14 protein-coding genes are annotated in these 16,635 nt (G+C 46.0%); 11 read left to right on the top strand and 3 right to left on the bottom strand.

Translation table 11 applies throughout. The features are described from left to right. Positions 1–152 precede the first annotated feature (152 nt). Entirely contained in the window at positions 153–1,037 is an 885-nt protein-coding gene (zipA, locus tag HCZ42_RS15905) for a cell division protein ZipA (protein WP_167421661.1), read from the bottom strand. Between the two features lie 208 nt (positions 1,038–1,245). On the opposite strand from zipA, the gene cysZ reads away from it, so the two are divergent. The 5 genes from cysZ to crr all read left to right on the top strand — a co-directional run bounded on the left by cysZ (position 1,246) and on the right by crr (position 6,202). Then, the gene (gene cysZ / locus HCZ42_RS15900; protein WP_167421659.1) at positions 1,246–1,983 is read left to right on the top strand and encodes a sulfate transporter CysZ; all 738 of its coding nucleotides are present in this window, start codon (positions 1,246–1,248) and stop codon (positions 1,981–1,983) included. Between the two features lie 212 nt (positions 1,984–2,195). Further along, positions 2,196–3,164 carry a cysteine synthase A gene (gene cysK / locus HCZ42_RS15895; protein ID WP_167421657.1) on the top strand — a complete coding sequence of 323 codons (969 nt, stop codon included), beginning with the start codon at positions 2,196–2,198 and terminating at the stop codon, positions 3,162–3,164. Between the two features lie 301 nt (positions 3,165–3,465). Then, positions 3,466–3,723, top strand: a complete 258-nt coding sequence (locus HCZ42_RS15890) for an HPr family phosphocarrier protein (RefSeq protein WP_004415108.1) — start codon at positions 3,466–3,468, stop codon at positions 3,721–3,723. Between the two features lie 139 nt (positions 3,724–3,862). Further along, positions 3,863–5,587 (top strand): phosphoenolpyruvate-protein phosphotransferase PtsI, encoded by a 1,725-nt coding sequence (gene ptsI, locus HCZ42_RS15885; protein ID WP_167421654.1) that lies wholly within the window; start codon positions 3,863–3,865, stop codon positions 5,585–5,587. Positions 5,588–5,692: 105 nt separating this feature from the next. Further along, positions 5,693–6,202, top strand: a complete 510-nt coding sequence (gene crr, locus HCZ42_RS15880; protein WP_053409413.1) for a PTS glucose transporter subunit IIA — start codon at positions 5,693–5,695, stop codon at positions 6,200–6,202. 68 nt (positions 6,203–6,270) lie between these two features. On the opposite strand, the gene HCZ42_RS15875 is transcribed toward crr, so the two are convergent. Next, positions 6,271–7,425, bottom strand: a complete 1,155-nt coding sequence (locus tag HCZ42_RS15875; RefSeq protein WP_167421653.1) for a 2-octaprenyl-3-methyl-6-methoxy-1,4-benzoquinol hydroxylase — start codon at positions 7,423–7,425, stop codon at positions 6,271–6,273. A 290-nt stretch (positions 7,426–7,715) separates the two neighbouring features. On the opposite strand from HCZ42_RS15875, the gene miaB reads away from it, so the two are divergent. The 5 genes from miaB to lnt all read left to right on the top strand — a co-directional run bounded on the left by miaB (position 7,716) and on the right by lnt (position 13,327). After that, entirely contained in the window at positions 7,716–9,140 is a 1,425-nt protein-coding gene (miaB, locus tag HCZ42_RS15870) for a tRNA (N6-isopentenyl adenosine(37)-C2)-methylthiotransferase MiaB (protein ID WP_053409412.1), read from the top strand. Between the two features lie 109 nt (positions 9,141–9,249). Beyond that, positions 9,250–10,338: a PhoH family protein gene (locus HCZ42_RS15865; protein WP_167421651.1), complete on the top strand. Its 1,089-nt coding sequence runs from the start codon at positions 9,250–9,252 to the stop codon at positions 10,336–10,338. Next, positions 10,335–10,802 carry an rRNA maturation RNase YbeY gene (gene ybeY / locus HCZ42_RS15860; protein ID WP_167421649.1) on the top strand — a complete coding sequence of 156 codons (468 nt, stop codon included), beginning with the start codon at positions 10,335–10,337 and terminating at the stop codon, positions 10,800–10,802. Before HCZ42_RS15865 ends, ybeY begins: the two co-directional genes overlap by 4 nt. Before the next feature lie 67 nt (positions 10,803–10,869). Beyond that, positions 10,870–11,769, top strand: a complete 900-nt coding sequence (gene corC / locus HCZ42_RS15855) for a CNNM family magnesium/cobalt transport protein CorC (RefSeq protein ID WP_167421647.1) — start codon at positions 10,870–10,872, stop codon at positions 11,767–11,769. 49 nt (positions 11,770–11,818) lie between these two features. Further along, entirely contained in the window at positions 11,819–13,327 is a 1,509-nt protein-coding gene (gene lnt, locus HCZ42_RS15850; RefSeq protein ID WP_167421645.1) for an apolipoprotein N-acyltransferase, read from the top strand. A 63-nt stretch (positions 13,328–13,390) separates the two neighbouring features. On the opposite strand, the gene HCZ42_RS15845 is transcribed toward lnt, so the two are convergent. Continuing rightward, entirely contained in the window at positions 13,391–13,861 is a 471-nt protein-coding gene (locus tag HCZ42_RS15845; RefSeq protein WP_053409407.1) for a zinc ribbon-containing protein, read from the bottom strand. Positions 13,862–13,992: 131 nt separating this feature from the next. Here HCZ42_RS15845 and leuS point away from each other — a divergent pair, with 131 nt between their 5' ends. Further along, positions 13,993–16,566, top strand: coding sequence for a leucine--tRNA ligase (leuS, locus tag HCZ42_RS15840; RefSeq protein ID WP_167421643.1), 2,574 nt, complete (start codon positions 13,993–13,995; stop codon positions 16,564–16,566). The last annotated feature ends 69 nt before the right edge of the window (positions 16,567–16,635 follow it).

The following is a 16,635-nucleotide window of genomic DNA, read 5'->3' as shown; positions in this document are numbered from 1 at the left end:
ACCCAGCCACTATATGAGGTGGTGGCTGAGCAAGACTTGCAAAGGAGTATGAACACGCCTTTCTCACTTGGCAATAGAGAAGCGATTGAAAACGAGTGTTCGTAAAAAGAAAAGGCTCCACTTGGGAGCCCTTATAAAAATGTTCAGGTTACTTAGGCGCTAGCCGCTTTGAATGCTTGAATTTGCGCTTTGTAGCCATCAATTCGGTTTGGCGTCATTAGGTTGCGCGCATCATCTAGCACGTTAGCCCCCAAATCATCTGCAATCAGTTGCGCCGTCTTAAGCATCAACTTGAAGTTATGCTCTGGATCGCCAAAACACGGCAGCGTCATAAAGAATGAAATGCCTTTAGTGGTAAATTCTGCAGGGTCATCGTGTTTTAATGTCCCCGGCTGCATCATATTAGCCACACTAAATAACACTTTACCGGTGCCAGAGAGGTCGGCGTGACGATGGAAGATGTCCATGTCTCCGTAGAGTAAGCCGTTCTGTTGCATACTGTCGAACAATTTCGTACCGACAAACGGTTCTTCCCCTGCACAATGTACGTTAAGGACAATAACCTGCATTTCAGGTTCTGGCTTATCTTCACTTTTAGTAGCCGTGACCACTTCGTCTTCCACCACTGGAGTTTCAACGATAGGTTCAATCTTATCCTCTTCAACCTCATCAAATGATTTGGTTGAAATAGAAGGTATGTCTAACTCGACCTCTTCAACAATGTTTTCTTCAGGTTCAACCGTTTGCTCTGATTCTGGCTCTGAGTAACCGTCAATCAACGGGTCTGCGGTTACGGTTTCAGTAACAAAGTCCGGCTCTTTGCGTTCTTTACGAATAATTTCAAAGTCGTCTTCCGGTGCAAATGGGCGTTCTGCCACCGACTCTGACTCATCTTCATTATCGACATCTAATTTTCGAAGCGGTTTGTTACCAAACTTAGCCGCGCCTTCTTTTTTGCTTGTCCATAAACCGTGGAACAACAAAGCGGCGATCGCTAAGGCTCCGACAATTATGAGTACGAATCGCAGTTCCTGCATTTTTTACTCTCAATTACTCAATAAATCATACGAACGTTACGTATGCATCGAATCTGGTTAAACCTAACTATCAGTAACTCTACCAAAACTCCACCCCGTTTTAGAACAACTTAATGTTAGAAGTTCCTATAATGTTGTGATTTTGAACACGCTTTTTTCTTGTTAAGATAGTGGGAGTTCGTTTTTAAACCACTAGATGACTTAAAATATGCATATATCAACACGTCAACGTTCGGGTTTCGGTTATTTTTCTTACGGCCTAGAACTGGCACTCACACCAGGGATTCGCCGCTTCGTTCTTCTTCCTCTGCTGACTAACGTAATTTTAGTCGGTGGCGCACTGTTTTATCTCTTTTCCCATCTAGATACCTGGATTGGGCAATTGATGGGACAGTTACCTGAATTTTTATCTTGGTTGAGCTATATCTTATGGCCGCTGTTAGTACTCACTATCCTAGCGACCTTCTCCTACTTTTTTAGCACGCTGGCAAACTTCATTGCTGCGCCCTTCAATGGGTTACTGTCTGAAAAAGTGGAAGAGCACCTGACAAACCAGAAGGTGAATGAGGATGGCATGCTGGCAGTAGTGAAAGATGTCCCTCGCGTTCTCGCTCGCGAATGGCGAAAACTGATGTATCTATTACCAAAAGCGATTGGTCTTTTCCTATTGTTGCTGATCCCAGGTCTTGGGCAAACCGTCGGTCCAGTGCTTTGGTTTATCTTCACCGCTTGGATGCTGGCTATCCAATATTGTGATTACCCGTTCGATAATCACAAAATCCACTTCGATGACATGCGTTACAATTTGAAACAAAAGCAGGGCAAAGCGTATGGTTTTGGCTCGCTAGTCGCGCTTTTTACCACTATTCCGGTACTTAATCTGATTGTTATGCCTGTCGCGGTATGCGGTGCGACCGCCATGTGGGTAAACGAGTTTAAGAAATAAACCCAACACCATCATTGAAATCAGGGGGAAGCGATGTGACTTACCCCTCTCTATTTATATTCTTCATAGCTCTTTCATATCATATAACTTTTTAATCCTTTTCTAGTTTTTTCAGCTGTCCTACTCTCTACACAGTCAAATATAAACTGAACAGTAATAACTTTGAGTGCACTATGCTCTCGAAGTGAATGAATGAGATGAAGGATCACGCCATGAGCAAAATCTACGAAGACAATTCACTGACCATTGGTAACACTCCCCTAGTTCGCCTAAACAAAGTGAGTAAAGGTAAAGTGCTAGCTAAAATCGAAGCACGTAACCCAAGCTTCAGCGTAAAGTGCCGTATCGGTGCCAACATGATCTGGGAAGCGGAAAAACAAGGTCAGCTAAAACCAGGTGTTGAACTTGTAGAGCCAACAAGTGGTAATACGGGTATTGCACTTGCGTTCGTAGCCGCTGCTCGTGGTTACAAGCTAACTCTGACTATGCCTGAGTCAATGAGCCTTGAACGTCGTAAGCTACTAAAAGCACTTGGTGCAAACCTAGAGCTAACTGAAGCGGCAAAAGGTATGAAAGGGGCGATTGCTAAAGCAGAAGAAATCGTTGCTAGCAGCCCAGACAAGTATCTACTGCTTCAACAATTCAACAACCCAGCAAACCCAGAAATCCACGAAAAGACCACTGGTCCAGAGATCTGGGAAGCAACTGACGGTGAAGTTGATGTGTTTGTCGCTGGTGTAGGTACAGGTGGCACAATCACAGGTACTAGCCGCTTCATTAAGGGTGAAAAAGGTAAGAACATTATCTCTGTCGCTGTTGAACCAGCAGAGTCACCAGTAATTACTCAAGCGCTAGCAGGTGAAGAAATTCAACCAGCACCACACAAAATTCAAGGTATCGGCGCGGGCTTTATCCCTGGCAACCTAGATTTAGAGCTTCTTGACCGCGTTGAGACAGTCACTTCTGAAGAAGCGATTGAAATGGCTCGTCGCCTAATGGAAGAGGAAGGTATCCTTGCCGGCATTTCTTCTGGCGCAGCAGTTGTAGCAGCAAACCGCCTAGCAGAACTACCTGAATTTGAAGGAAAAACTATCGTCACCGTACTACCTAGTTCAGGTGAGCGTTACCTAAGCACAGCGCTGTTTGCCGGCATCTTTACGGAAAAAGAGAACCAACAATAACATGTAGCGAAATCAATTTTTCGTCTAAAAAAGCCCCTTTTTGGGGCTTTTTTGTTGATCCTTACCTCACCTTTGGTAATATCAGGACAGTTTTATTTCTAGCTTCAAAATAAAAGAGCTAAGTTAAGAAATTATGACACTATGAGATCCAGCAAAGATTGGAATCAAAAGTGAAAATTTTGCAAGCGGTATCACTTATGACACGTACTGGACATTCAGCGAGTAGTAGAATCTACCAATACAAGCTAAGCTGGTGCTGGCAAAGAAACTATCAAAAAATAAATCAATTGGGGTATATAACATGTACGAGAAGCAAGTAGAAATCACTGCAGAAAACGGCCTTCACACTCGTCCAGCAGCTCAGTTCGTAAAAGAAGCGAAAGCATTTGACGCGGACATCACTGTGACTTCTAACGGTAAAAGCGCTAGCGCTAAGAGCCTATTCAAACTACAAACTCTTGGCCTAGTAAAAGGTACAGTAGTTTCTATCTCTGCTGAGGGCCCACAAGCTCAACAAGCTGTAGACCACCTAGTTGCCCTAATGGATCAACTACACTAATCCGGTCTCCTATTTCTTAAAGCCATTTTGTGAAAGCAAAATGGCTTTATTGGAAATAGAGCGATATATAAGCTACTAATTATCGTTAGTGCACTCATTATTCTCCCGTTTTAAAAGTTGACCAACTTAAGGTAACGCTATGATTTCAGGCATCCTAGCATCTCCTGGTATTGCTATTGGTAAAGCACTACTACTTCAAGAAGATGAAATTGTCCTAAACACAAACACTATTTCAGACGATCAAGTAGAAGCAGAAGTTGCACGTTTCTTTGAAGCACGCGACAAATCTTCAGCTCAGCTAGAAACAATCAAGCAAAAAGCACTTGAAACCTTCGGTGAAGAGAAAGAAGCGATCTTTGAAGGTCACATCATGCTTCTTGAAGATGAAGAGCTAGAGGAAGAAATCCTAGCACTTATCAAAAATGACAAGATGCACGCTGATAACGCAATCCACACAGTTATCGAAGAGCAAGCATCTGCACTTGAATCTCTAGACGATGAATACCTAAAAGAGCGTGCAACGGACATCCGTGACATCGGTACACGTTTCGTTAAAAACGCACTAGGTATCAACATCGTTTCTCTTAGCGATATTGAAGACGAAGTGATCTTGGTTGCTTACGACCTAACGCCATCAGAAACTGCGCAAATCAACCTAGACTACGTTCTTGGTTTTGCATGTGACATCGGTGGTCGTACTTCACACACTTCAATCATGGCTCGTTCTCTAGAACTTCCAGCTATCGTTGGTACCAACGACATCACGAAGAAAGTGAAGAATGGCGACATGCTGATTCTTGATGCGATGAACAACAAAATCGTTATCAACCCTTCTGACGCTGAAGTAGAAGAAGCGAAAGCAGTAAAAGCGGCATTCCTAGCGGAAAAAGAAGAACTCGCAAAACTTAAAGATCTGCACGCAGAAACGACTGACGGTCACCGCGTAGAAGTATGCGGCAACATCGGTACTGTAAAAGACTGTGACGGTATCATCCGCAACGGCGGTGAAGGCGTTGGTCTGTACCGTACTGAATTCCTATTCATGGACCGTACCGCACTACCAACAGAAGACGAACAGTACCAAGCGTACAAAGAAGTTGCGGAAGCAATGAATGGTCAGGCTGTTATTATCCGTACTATGGATATCGGTGGTGACAAAGATCTACCATACATGGATCTTCCTCAAGAGATGAACCCATTCCTAGGCTGGCGTGCAGTGCGTATCAGCTTAGACCGTCGCGAAATCCTTCGTGACCAGCTACGCGGCATCCTACGTGCATCAGCACACGGTAAGCTACGTATCATGTTCCCAATGATCATTTCTGTTGAAGAAATTCGTGAACTGAAGAAAGCGATCGAAGAGTACAAAGAAGAGCTACGCGTAGAAGGCCACGCGTTTGACGAAAACATCGAAATCGGTGTCATGGTTGAAACGCCAGCGGCAGCCGCTATCGCGCACCACCTAGCGAAAGAAGTGGCTTTCTTCTCTATCGGTACTAACGACTTGACTCAGTACACACTAGCCGTTGACCGTGGTAACGAGATGATCTCTCACCTGTACAACCCACTATCACCAGCAGTTCTAACGGTAATCAAACAGGTTATCGACGCTTCTCACGCAGAAGGCAAATGGACGGGCATGTGTGGTGAGCTAGCAGGTGACGAACGCGCGACACTTCTTCTTCTTGGTATGGGTCTGGATGAGTTCTCAATGAGCGGCATCTCTATCCCTGCAGTGAAGAAAGTGATCCGTAACTCTAACTTCGCAGAAGTGAAAGCGATGGCAGAAGAGGCGTTATCGCTTCCAACTGCAGCTGAAATCGAAGCTGTTGTTGAAAAATTCATCGCAGAGAAATCTCAATAATCAGCTAATTCCAATAAGATAGGCGGCAAAAATAGTCGTCTATCTTCTAAGATTGGTATACTATAATTCGACAGAATTACATAAAAACGTTAGGAGCATGACACAATGGGTCTGTTTGATAAACTTAAGAAGCTTGTATCTGATGACAGCGCTGATGCTGGTGCAATCGAAATCATCGCACCTCTATCAGGTGAAATCGTAAATATCGAAGATGTGCCAGACGTTGTTTTCGCAGAGAAAATCGTTGGTGACGGTATTGCTATCAAGCCAGCAGGCGACAAAATGGTAGCTCCTGTAAACGGTACTATCGGTAAGATCTTCGAGACTAACCACGCATTCTCTATCGAATCAGATGACGGCGTTGAGCTATTCGTTCACTTCGGTATCGATACAGTTGAACTGAAAGGCGAAGGCTTCAAGCGCATCGCTGAAGAAGGTCAATCTGTTAAAGCTGGTGACACTATCATCGAATTCGACCTAGCTCTTCTAGAAGAAAAAGCTAAGTCTACTCTTACTCCAGTTGTAATCTCTAACATGGACGAAATCAAAGAGCTGAACAAGCTTTCTGGTACAGTAACTGTTGGTGAAACACCGGTACTACGTGTAACTAAGTAATCACTACTTAGCCAAACGATAAAAGCGCAGCCTCAAGCTGCGCTTTTTTGTATCTGTAGATTTAACAATCACTTTAAGCCAAGTGCGTATTTCAATACTTGCGCTTTAATAGGCCCGGATTTCTCTGCCACTTTCAGCGCAGCATTGCGCACAAACTTAAGCGGTGCTAGCTCATTGCTAAAGCTCTTGTAGAAGAAATCCATACCCGATTGCATCAACAAGTTGTCTGGGCGGCGTTTACGTTCATACTGCTTAAGTACGTCCATAGAGAGGATTTGCTGTCCATGTGTCACGTCTAGCAGTGCTTCCACGTCCTTGAAACCCAAGTTTACGCCCTGCCCTGCGAGCGGATTGATCGTATGCGCCGAATCGCCCACTAAAACACATCCTTGCTGATAGTAGGATTGCGCGTGGCGACGCGTTAATGGAAAAGAGCCAAACTGGAGCACTTTAACGTCACCCAATTCTGCTGGGAAATGACTCAGCACTTCTTGTCTGAGCTGTTCAGTAGACATACCGCAAAGCTGCTTAATTCGTTTCGGTGAGTCATACCATACCAATGAACCTTGATGACCGCACAGCGGCAAAAACGAGCGAGGACCGGTTGGATTAAACTGCTGCCAAGTAATATCTTGTTGAGGAAGTTCGGTTTCAACATTGATGAGCATGCAGTGCTGACGGTAATCCCACGCCGTAATACCAATACCCGCCAATGAACGGACTTTTGAATTCGCACCGTCTGCGCCCACCACGAGATCCACTGCAACACACTCACCGGAAGACAAAGTCACTTGAGGTGTCGCCGAAAACTCGATGTGTTCCAACGTCTCAGGGCAACGCAGTGTAAGGTTAGGATACTTCTCAAACTCAGCCCACAAACCTAATTGAATCAAGCGATTCTCCACGATGTAGCCCAAACGCTCCATGTTCAACTCATCTGAATGGAAGCGGGTACGACAATCGGGATGCTCCCACGTTTCTAATCGACGGTATGGACACACACGCATGTCTGATATTGCTTGCCAAGCACCAAGGCTTTCGAGGATTTCCACAGAATGCTCAGAGATCGCTGAGACACGGATATCCATCGGCTGTTCAGGTGTAAAAGCTATTGGCTCTTTTCCTTCAACAACCAGCACGCTTCTTCCTTGCTTAGCAAAGCCAATCGCGACGGCGGCACCGACCATACCCCCACCAATGACTGCAACATCATACTTGCTCATATTTTGTACTTCATCGTATTGATTATTTGGCTGTTTTTCATTGTACGATTTCATTATCAAAATGTAACGAAAAACCTTATCGGCCATCAGGGCAAATCCCTTATGTAACATGGCTTTTAAGAGAATCAGTGTCAGCACTGGTCAGTTGGTTTTGAAAGCAGTACAATACGCCGCTTACCGCCGAGAGGGCGGCTAAAACTTGGTCACCACTATTGCTATTATATCGGTGACTTTCTGGAAACATTGGGCGATTTGCTCCCTTAATTTAAACTAACGATCGAGCGAACAACATGAGTAAAAAACTGCTAATTAAAACCTGGGGCTGCCAGATGAATGAATACGATTCATCAAAAATGGCGGATCTACTGAATGCGGCTAACGGCTACGAGCTGACAGAAGAACCAGGAGAAGCAGACGTATTACTACTTAATACCTGTTCTATCCGTGAAAAAGCACAAGAGAAGGTATTCCACCAGCTAGGTCGTTGGAAAACGCTAAAAGACAAGAAACCTGGCGTCGTGATTGGCGTTGGTGGCTGTGTAGCAACACAAGAAGGTGACCACATTCGCGAACGCGCACCGTTCGTTGACGTTATCTTTGGCCCACAAACACTGCACCGCCTGCCTGAGATGATTAAACAATCTCAAACAGACGACGCACCAGTGATGGATATCTCTTTCCCAGAGATCGAAAAATTCGACCGTCTACCAGAACCACGCGCTGAAGGAGCGACAGCGTTCGTTTCTATCATGGAAGGCTGTTCTAAGTACTGTACTTACTGCGTCGTACCTTACACACGTGGTGAAGAAGTCAGCCGTCCAATGGATGACGTACTTTTCGAAATCGCACAGCTAGCAGAGCAAGGCGTACGTGAAGTTAACCTACTAGGCCAAAACGTCAACGCGTACCGTGGACCTATGCACGACGGCGAAATCTGCTCGTTTGCAGACCTGCTTCGTTTGGTTGCGTCTATCGACGGTATCGACCGTATTCGTTTCACCACAAGTCACCCGCTTGAGTTCACCGACGATATCATCGCGGTATACGAAGATACACCAGAGCTAGTAAGCTTCTTGCACCTGCCAGTACAAAGCGGCAGCGATCGCATCCTAACGATGATGAAGCGCCCGCACACAGGTATCGAATACAAATCGATCATCCGTAAACTGCGTAAAGCGCGTCCTGATATCCAAATCAGCTCAGACTTTATCGTCGGTTTCCCAGGTGAAACAGATAAAGATTTCCAAGACACAATGAAGCTAATCAAAGACGTAGACTTTGACATGAGCTTTAGCTTTATCTTCTCTCCTCGTCCAGGCACGCCTGCGGCAGATTACCCGTGCGACCTATCTGAAGAAGTGAAGAAAGAGCGTCTATACGAACTGCAACAAACCATCAATAGCCAAGCGATGCGTTACTCTCGCTTGATGCTAGGTACAGAGCAACGCGTTCTGGTAGAAGGTCCATCGAAAAAGAATCTAATGGAGCTTCGCGCTCGTACAGAGAATAACCGTGTGGTTAACTTTGAAGGTAGTGCAGACCTGATCGGTCAGTTTGTTGATGTGAAGATCACTGACGTATTTGCGAACTCACTACGTGGTGAAATCGTACGTACCGAAAAAGACATGGACTTGCGTACCATCATTTCTCCAACACAAATGATGGCGAAGACCAAGCGCGAAGATGAGCTGGGTGTAGCAACGTTTACGCCTTAAAGCTTGAAAATACCTGACTAAGTGACCATCTTAGAAAAAGGTATGTAAAGCCATTAGAAGCCCGGTCTAAATCGGGCTTCTACAAGATGGCAAAAAATGAGAGGCAACTTTGAGCAATAAAATTGTAACTCTAGAAATCGATCTAGAACCTTCAGATAATCGCCGCTTGGCAAGTCTTTGCGGTCCTTTCGACGACAATATCAAACACTTAGAGCGCCGTTTAGGTGTTGAAATCAGCTACCGTGGCAACTTTTTTACCATCGTGGGTAAACCTCACACCTCTGCGGCAGCACTCGAAATTATCAAGACGCTTTACGTCAATACTGCGCCAGTGCGTGGCAATATCCCTGATATCGAGCCAGAAGAAATCCATTTAGCCATCAAAGAAACCGGCATTTTGGAACAAAACACCGAATCGGATATCGAGCACGGCAAAGAAGTCTTTATTAAGACAAAGAAAGGCGTAATCAAACCGCGTACACCAAACCAAGCTCAATACTTGGTCAACATGGTGACACACGATATCTCTTTCGGTATTGGCCCAGCAGGTACAGGTAAAACTTATCTTGCGGTTGCGGCGGCAGTTGATGCGCTTGAGCGCCAAGAAATTCGTCGTATCTTGTTGACTCGTCCAGCGGTTGAAGCGGGCGAAAAACTCGGTTTCCTACCCGGTGACTTGAGCCAGAAAGTCGACCCCTACCTTCGTCCACTGTACGACGCATTATTTGAAATGCTAGGCTTTGAACGTGTTGAGAAGCTGATTGAACGCAACGTAATTGAAGTTGCTCCGCTTGCATACATGCGTGGTCGTACACTAAACGACGCGTTTATTATTCTCGATGAGAGCCAAAACACCACCGTAGAACAGATGAAAATGTTCCTCACACGTATTGGCTTTAACTCACGTGCAGTGATCACAGGTGACGTAACCCAGATCGACTTACCACGTGGTGCTAAATCGGGTTTGCGTCACGCGATCGAAGTATTGAACGAAGTCGACGAGATCAGCTTCAACTTCTTCCAGTCGGATGACGTTGTTCGTCACCCAGTGGTTGCGCGCATCGTTAACGCGTACGAGAACTGGGAGGCGCAAGACCAAAAAGAGCGTAAAGAGTACGAAAAGCGTCGTCGTGAAGAACGCGAAGCCCAGGCTCAAGCCGTCGCTCAATCAGCACTAAAAGAGAGCAAAGAGTCATGAGTATCGAACTCGACCTACAATTGGCTGTCGAAAATGAAAATGGTCTGCCTAGTTTCGAAGACGTTCAACGTTGGTTAAGCAACACCGTTGAAAAGTTTCAACCTCAGGCAGAAGTCACGGTTCGTATCGTTGATGAAGAAGAAAGCCATCAACTCAACCACGAGTATCGTGGTAAAGATAAGCCGACTAACGTGCTCTCTTTTCCGTTTGAAGCCCCTCCGGGCATAGAGATTGATCTTCTGGGTGACTTGATTATCTGTCGCCAAGTGGTTGAGCGTGAAGCCAAAGAACAAGGCAAGCCTTTGATGGCACATTGGGCGCATATGGTTGTACATGGTAGTCTGCATCTGCTAGGTTATGATCATATCGAGGACGACGAAGCTGAAGAAATGGAGTCGCTCGAAACAGAAATCATGCAATCTATGGGCTTTAAAGACCCCTATATTGCTGAAAAGCAAAGCTAGTCCATACTATTTTGATTAGCTTACGTGTGCTATCACACTTCTGATAGCGTTACTTAAATGAGAAACAATGAACGAAGACAATTCGACCTCATCTCTAGAAGGTAAGAAAGAAAAATCTGAAGGTCCGAGTAGAAAGTCCTTCTTCGGCCGTTTAGGTCAAATCTTCCAGGGTGAACTTAAAGATCGCCAAGAGCTAGTGGACGTTATCCGCGACTCTGAAGAGAACGACCTGATTGACCATGACACCCGCGACATGCTTGAAGGTGTTATGGAAATCGCTGAGATGCGAGTGCGTGACATCATGATCCCACGCTCGCAAATGGTTACGGTGGACCGTAGCGACGATCTCGACGCTTTGGTTAACCTCATCACTGACGCAGCGCACTCGCGCTACCCAGTTATCAGTGAGGATAAAGACCATGTTGAAGGCATCCTGCTTGCGAAGGACTTACTTAAATACTTAGGCTCAGACTGTGCGCCATTTGATATCGAGCAAGTTATCCGTCCTGCGGTGGTTGTTCCTGAAAGTAAACGTGTTGACCGTCTACTTAAAGAATTCCGTGAGGAACGTTATCACATGGCAATTGTCGTAGATGAGTTCGGGGGCGTTTCAGGCCTTGTAACTATCGAAGACATCCTTGAAGAAATCGTTGGTGAAATTGAAGACGAATTCGACGATGAAGAAGAGTTAGATATCCGTAAACTGAGCAAACACACCTACTCAGTGAAGGCGCTAACCACCATCGAAGAGTTCAACGACAGCTTCAAAACAACCTTCAGTGATGATGAAGTCGATACGGTTGGCGGTATGGTTATGACGGCTTTCGGCCACTTACCTTCACGTGGTGAAGTAGTGGAGATCGACGGTTATAGCTTTAAAGTAACCTCAGCGGATAACCGCCGTGTGTTGCAAATACAAGTAACCATCCCCGATGAAGAGTCTCTTCCAGAAACAACAGAAGAGTAACGCTAATCTCACCTAGATGTGTACTCTAGGGATACTCAGACTAAGAACGATGAATAACGCTTTTTTTCATCGCCTAAAACGGCCGCTCGCGGCCGTTTTTGTTGGCGCTATCACCACACTCGCATTCGCTCCTTACCAACTTTGGCCATTGGCTTTTATCAGCCCCGCCTTGTTATTAATCTTGCTCCATGGTCAATCCGGTAAACGCGCACTTGGTATTGGCTACGCTTGGGGACTAGGCCAGTTTGCCACTGGCATCAGTTGGGTTTACATCAGTATCGACCACTTCGGTGGCATGCCTAAAGCGGCCAGTCTATTTTTGATGGCGCTGTTGATTGGGTATCTGGCCATCTACCCTGCTCTGTTTAGCTGGAGCTTAAATCGCTTTTTCCCCAACTCAAACCGCACTCATTTCTTCCTAGCGGCACCTGCACTATGGCTGGTTTTCGACTGGTTACGTGGTTGGGTGATGACGGGCTTCCCGTGGCTATGGCTCGGTTACAGTCAAATAGAAAGCCCATTAGCCAACTTTGCTCCAATTGGAGGCGTCGAGCTATTAACGCTGTTAGTTATTGTGGCTGCCGCTAGCATTGCTTATGCAGCACTGAACCGACAATGGCTTCATCTGTTGATTCCAGCGGTCATCCTTGCAGCAGGTTACGGGTTAAAAGCAGCAAACTGGGTGAGCCCAGTGCCGGAGAACGCGTCTAAAGTCGCGCTGATTCAAGGAAACATCGCACAGGAACTGAAATGGTTGCCAAGCCAACGCTGGCCAACCATCATGAAATACACCGACCTGACGCGCGAAAACTGGGATGCCGATATCATCATTTGGCCGGAAGCCGCTATTCCTGCGTTTGAATTTGAGATTGCCTCATTTTTACGCAACCTAGATTCTGCGGCAAAAATGAATAACAGTGCTGTGATTACTGGTGTAGTAAATCAGGCTGAGAATAAGCAGTTCTACAACAGCATTCTCACCGTTGGTAAAACACCACTGGGTGATTATAACTACGATGTAAATGCGCGCTACAACAAGCACCATTTGCTGCCGTTTGGTGAGTTTGTCCCGTTTGAGAACATTCTTCGCCCACTCGCCCCCTTCTTCAATCTGCCGATGTCCTCATTCAGCCGTGGTGAGTTTATCCAGCCAAACATTAACGCCAATGGCACGCAGATGGCACCCGCCTTGTGTTACGAGATCATTTTCAATGAGCAAGTACGCCGCAACATCACCGATGACACAGACTTCATCCTGACGTTATCCAACGATGCTTGGTTTGGTCGTTCAATTGGTCCACTGCAACACATGGAAATTGCACGTATGCGTGCGCTAGAACTGGGTAAGCCAGTGATTCGGTCAACCAACAACGGTGTTACGGCAGTCACTGACTACAAAGGCAACATCACCGCGCAAATTCCTCAATTCGAAACTGGCGTCCTGCGCGCTGAAGTGGTTCCAACGCAAGGCTTAACTCCGTACACCACATTGGGTACATGGCCGCTGTATATTTGGGTGCTAATCAGCCTGGTTATCGGTTGGCGACTTAAGGATTAATAGCTTAAGCATTGGGAATAAAAAAGGCACTGTCAGACAGTGCCTTTTTTCGTCTACGCGATTTTATGGTTTCAGCGCCTGACGACTAAAGCCTGTGCAGCCACATTTGCTGCATGGAATGATTTCTGTCGGATGGTTGTACTCTGTCTTGTGTCCGCACTCGTCACATACCAGCACGCCGAGTCCAATCACCTCGCCAGCTTCATACAGGCCTTGGTGCTCTAGGTCATCGAATAGCTCCACCCATTCCACTTTGGTACGGTCAGTAATCTCTAGCAACCCCTGCCAAATCGAGTCAGCAATCATCAAAGAAAACGGGCTATTTTTTGACTCTTCGTAATTTTCAGCAAATTCTTTCAAATCAGACTTTACATAAGCCGAAACCAACGCCAATTCATCTTTAGTCAGATCATTAGCAGCTTCGACCACTTTGCCGGATGTTTCTAAAACGCGGTTAACTTCTTCAGGGCTATGTTTGAGCGCTTCGACAACGTCTTCAAACATTTCCTCATAACCTTCTTTACGTTTTGGCATAGTTACCCTCCTTACTGAGAATTGAAGAGTGTAGGCTATTGTTGTACCTCGCTCCTTTAGGTATTCTATGACGATCTATTTAAGTCTGTTCTAACCGAACTCACAAATTCCAAGATAACCGGATATCATCGATGCAAGAACAATACAACCCACAAGACATTGAACAGAAAGTTCAAAAGCACTGGGATGACAACAAGACCTTTGTTGTAAGTGAAGACCCAAATAAAGAAAAATTCTACTGTCTATCTATGTTCCCTTACCCAAGTGGTCGACTACACATGGGTCACGTGCGCAACTATACCATCGGTGACGTAGTATCTCGTTTCCAACGCCTACAAGGCAAAAACGTAATGCAACCAATCGGTTGGGATGCGTTCGGTCTACCAGCAGAAAATGCAGCGGTAAAAAACAACACTGCACCTGCGCCATGGACTTACGAAAATATTGAATACATGAAAAACCAGCTTAAATTGCTAGGTTTTGGCTACGACTGGAATCGTGAGTTCGCAACTTGTACGCCTGAGTACTACCGTTGGGAACAAGAGTTCTTCACCAAGCTTTATGAAAAAGGCCTAGTTTACAAGAAGACATCTTCTGTTAACTGGTGTCCAAACGACCAAACGGTTCTAGCGAACGAACAGGTTGAAGACGGCTGCTGCTGGCGTTGTGATACTCCAGTAGAGCAAAAAGAGATCCCTCAGTGGTTCATCAAGATCACTGAATACGCTCAAGAGCTACTTGACGATCTAGACAAGCTTGAAGGTTGGCCAGAAATGGTTAAGACCATGCAGCGCAACTGGATTGGTCGCTCTGAAGGTGTTGAACTGAAGTTTGAAGTTAAGGACCAACAAGACCTAGAAGTTTACACTACGCGTCCAGATACGCTAATGGGTGTGACTTACGTAGGTATCGCAGCAGGTCACCCTCTTGCAGCATTAGCCGCAGAGAACAACCCAGAGCTTGCTGCATTTATCGACGAATGTAAGAACAACAAAGTGGCTGAAGCAGAGCTAGCAACAATGGAGAAGAAAGGTATGGCGACTGGCCTTACTGCAATTCATCCATTGAACGGCCGTGAAGTACCAGTGTACGTAGCAAACTTCGTACTGATGGACTACGGTACAGGCGCGGTTATGGCAGTACCTGCTCACGACCAACGTGACTACGAGTTCGCGACTAAGTACGGCCTAGACATCGTGCCAGTCATCAAGCCAGTTGATGGCAGTGAGCTAGACATCTCTGAAGCAGCCTACACAGAGAAAGGGGTTCTGTTCGATTCTGGTGAATTCGACGGCCTAGAGTTCCAAGCTGCATTCGACGCAATCGCAGCCAAGCTAGAAGCAGAAGGCAAAGGCACTAAGACCGTTAACTTCCGTCTACGTGACTGGGGTGTATCTCGTCAACGTTACTGGGGCGCACCAATCCCAATGGTAACTACTGAAGATGGTGAAGTTCATCCAGTACCTGCTGATCAGCTACCCGTGATTCTTCCAGAAGACGTGGTAATGGACGGCGTGACTAGCCCAATCAAAGCAGATAAAGAGTGGGCGAAGACCACCTTTAACGGTGAGCCAGCGCTACGTGAGACAGATACGTTCGATACGTTCATGGAATCTTCTTGGTACTATGCTCGCTACTGTTCACCTCAAGCGGACGACATCCTAGATCCAGAAAAAGCAAACTACTGGCTACCAGTAGATCAGTACATTGGTGGTATCGAGCACGCTTGTATGCACCTATTGTACTCACGCTTCTTCCACAAATTGCTACGTGATGCAGGTTACGTAACGTCTGACGAGCCGTTCAAACAGCTACTATGCCAAGGCATGGTACTAGCAGATGCATTCTACTTCGAGAACGGAAAAGGTGGCAAAGAGTGGGTTGCGCCAACTGACGTGAAAGTTGAGCGTGACGGCAAAGGTCGCATCACTTCTGCTACCGACAACGAAGGTCGCAACGTTGAGCACTCAGGCATGATCAAAATGTCGAAGTCGAAGAACAACGGTATCGACCCTCAAGAGATGGTCGACAAGTACGGCGCTGATACAGTACGTCTATTTATGATGTTCGCATCTCCGGCAGACATGACACTTGAGTGGCAAGAATCTGGTGTAGAAGGCGCAAACCGCTTCCTAAAACGTGTTTGGAAACTCGTTAAAGAACACGCAGAGAAAGGCGCAGCAGAAGCAGTTGATGCAACAGCACTGTCTGGTGACCAAAAAGCACTTCGTCGTGACGTTCACAAAACGATCGCGAAAGTGACTGACGATATCGCTCGTCGTCAAACGTTCAACACCGCGATCGCAGCAATCATGGAACTGATGAACAAGCTAGCGAAAGCACCTCAAGAATCTGCGCAAGATCGTGCAATTCTTGATGAAGCGCTAAAAGCGGTTGTAGCGATGCTTTACCCAATCACTCCGCACATTTCATACGAGCTATGGACTGTGCTTGGCGAGTCAGACATCGACAACGCAGCGTGGCCAACGTTTGATGAGAAAGCGCTAGTTGAAGACGAAAAAACTATCGTTGTTCAAGTTAACGGCAAGCTGCGTGCAAAACTAACCGTTGCAGCTGATGCAAGCAAAGAGCACGTTGAAGAGTTAGGTTTGAACGATGAAAACGTTGTGAAATTCACAGAAGGTCTAACCGTACGTAAAGTAATTTACGTTCCTGGTAAACTTCTGAATATCGTAGCGAACTAATTTATCGCCATATAGTCTTAAGCAGGGTGTGACCACGCCCTGCTTTATTTATCTCAGCTTATTCCTTGA

The sequence above is a fragment of the Vibrio hepatarius genome (genome assembly GCF_011806575.1).
GTDB lineage: Bacteria > Pseudomonadota > Gammaproteobacteria > Enterobacterales > Vibrionaceae > Vibrio > Vibrio hepatarius_A.
This window is presented reverse-complemented; position numbering and strand designations above follow the sequence as displayed.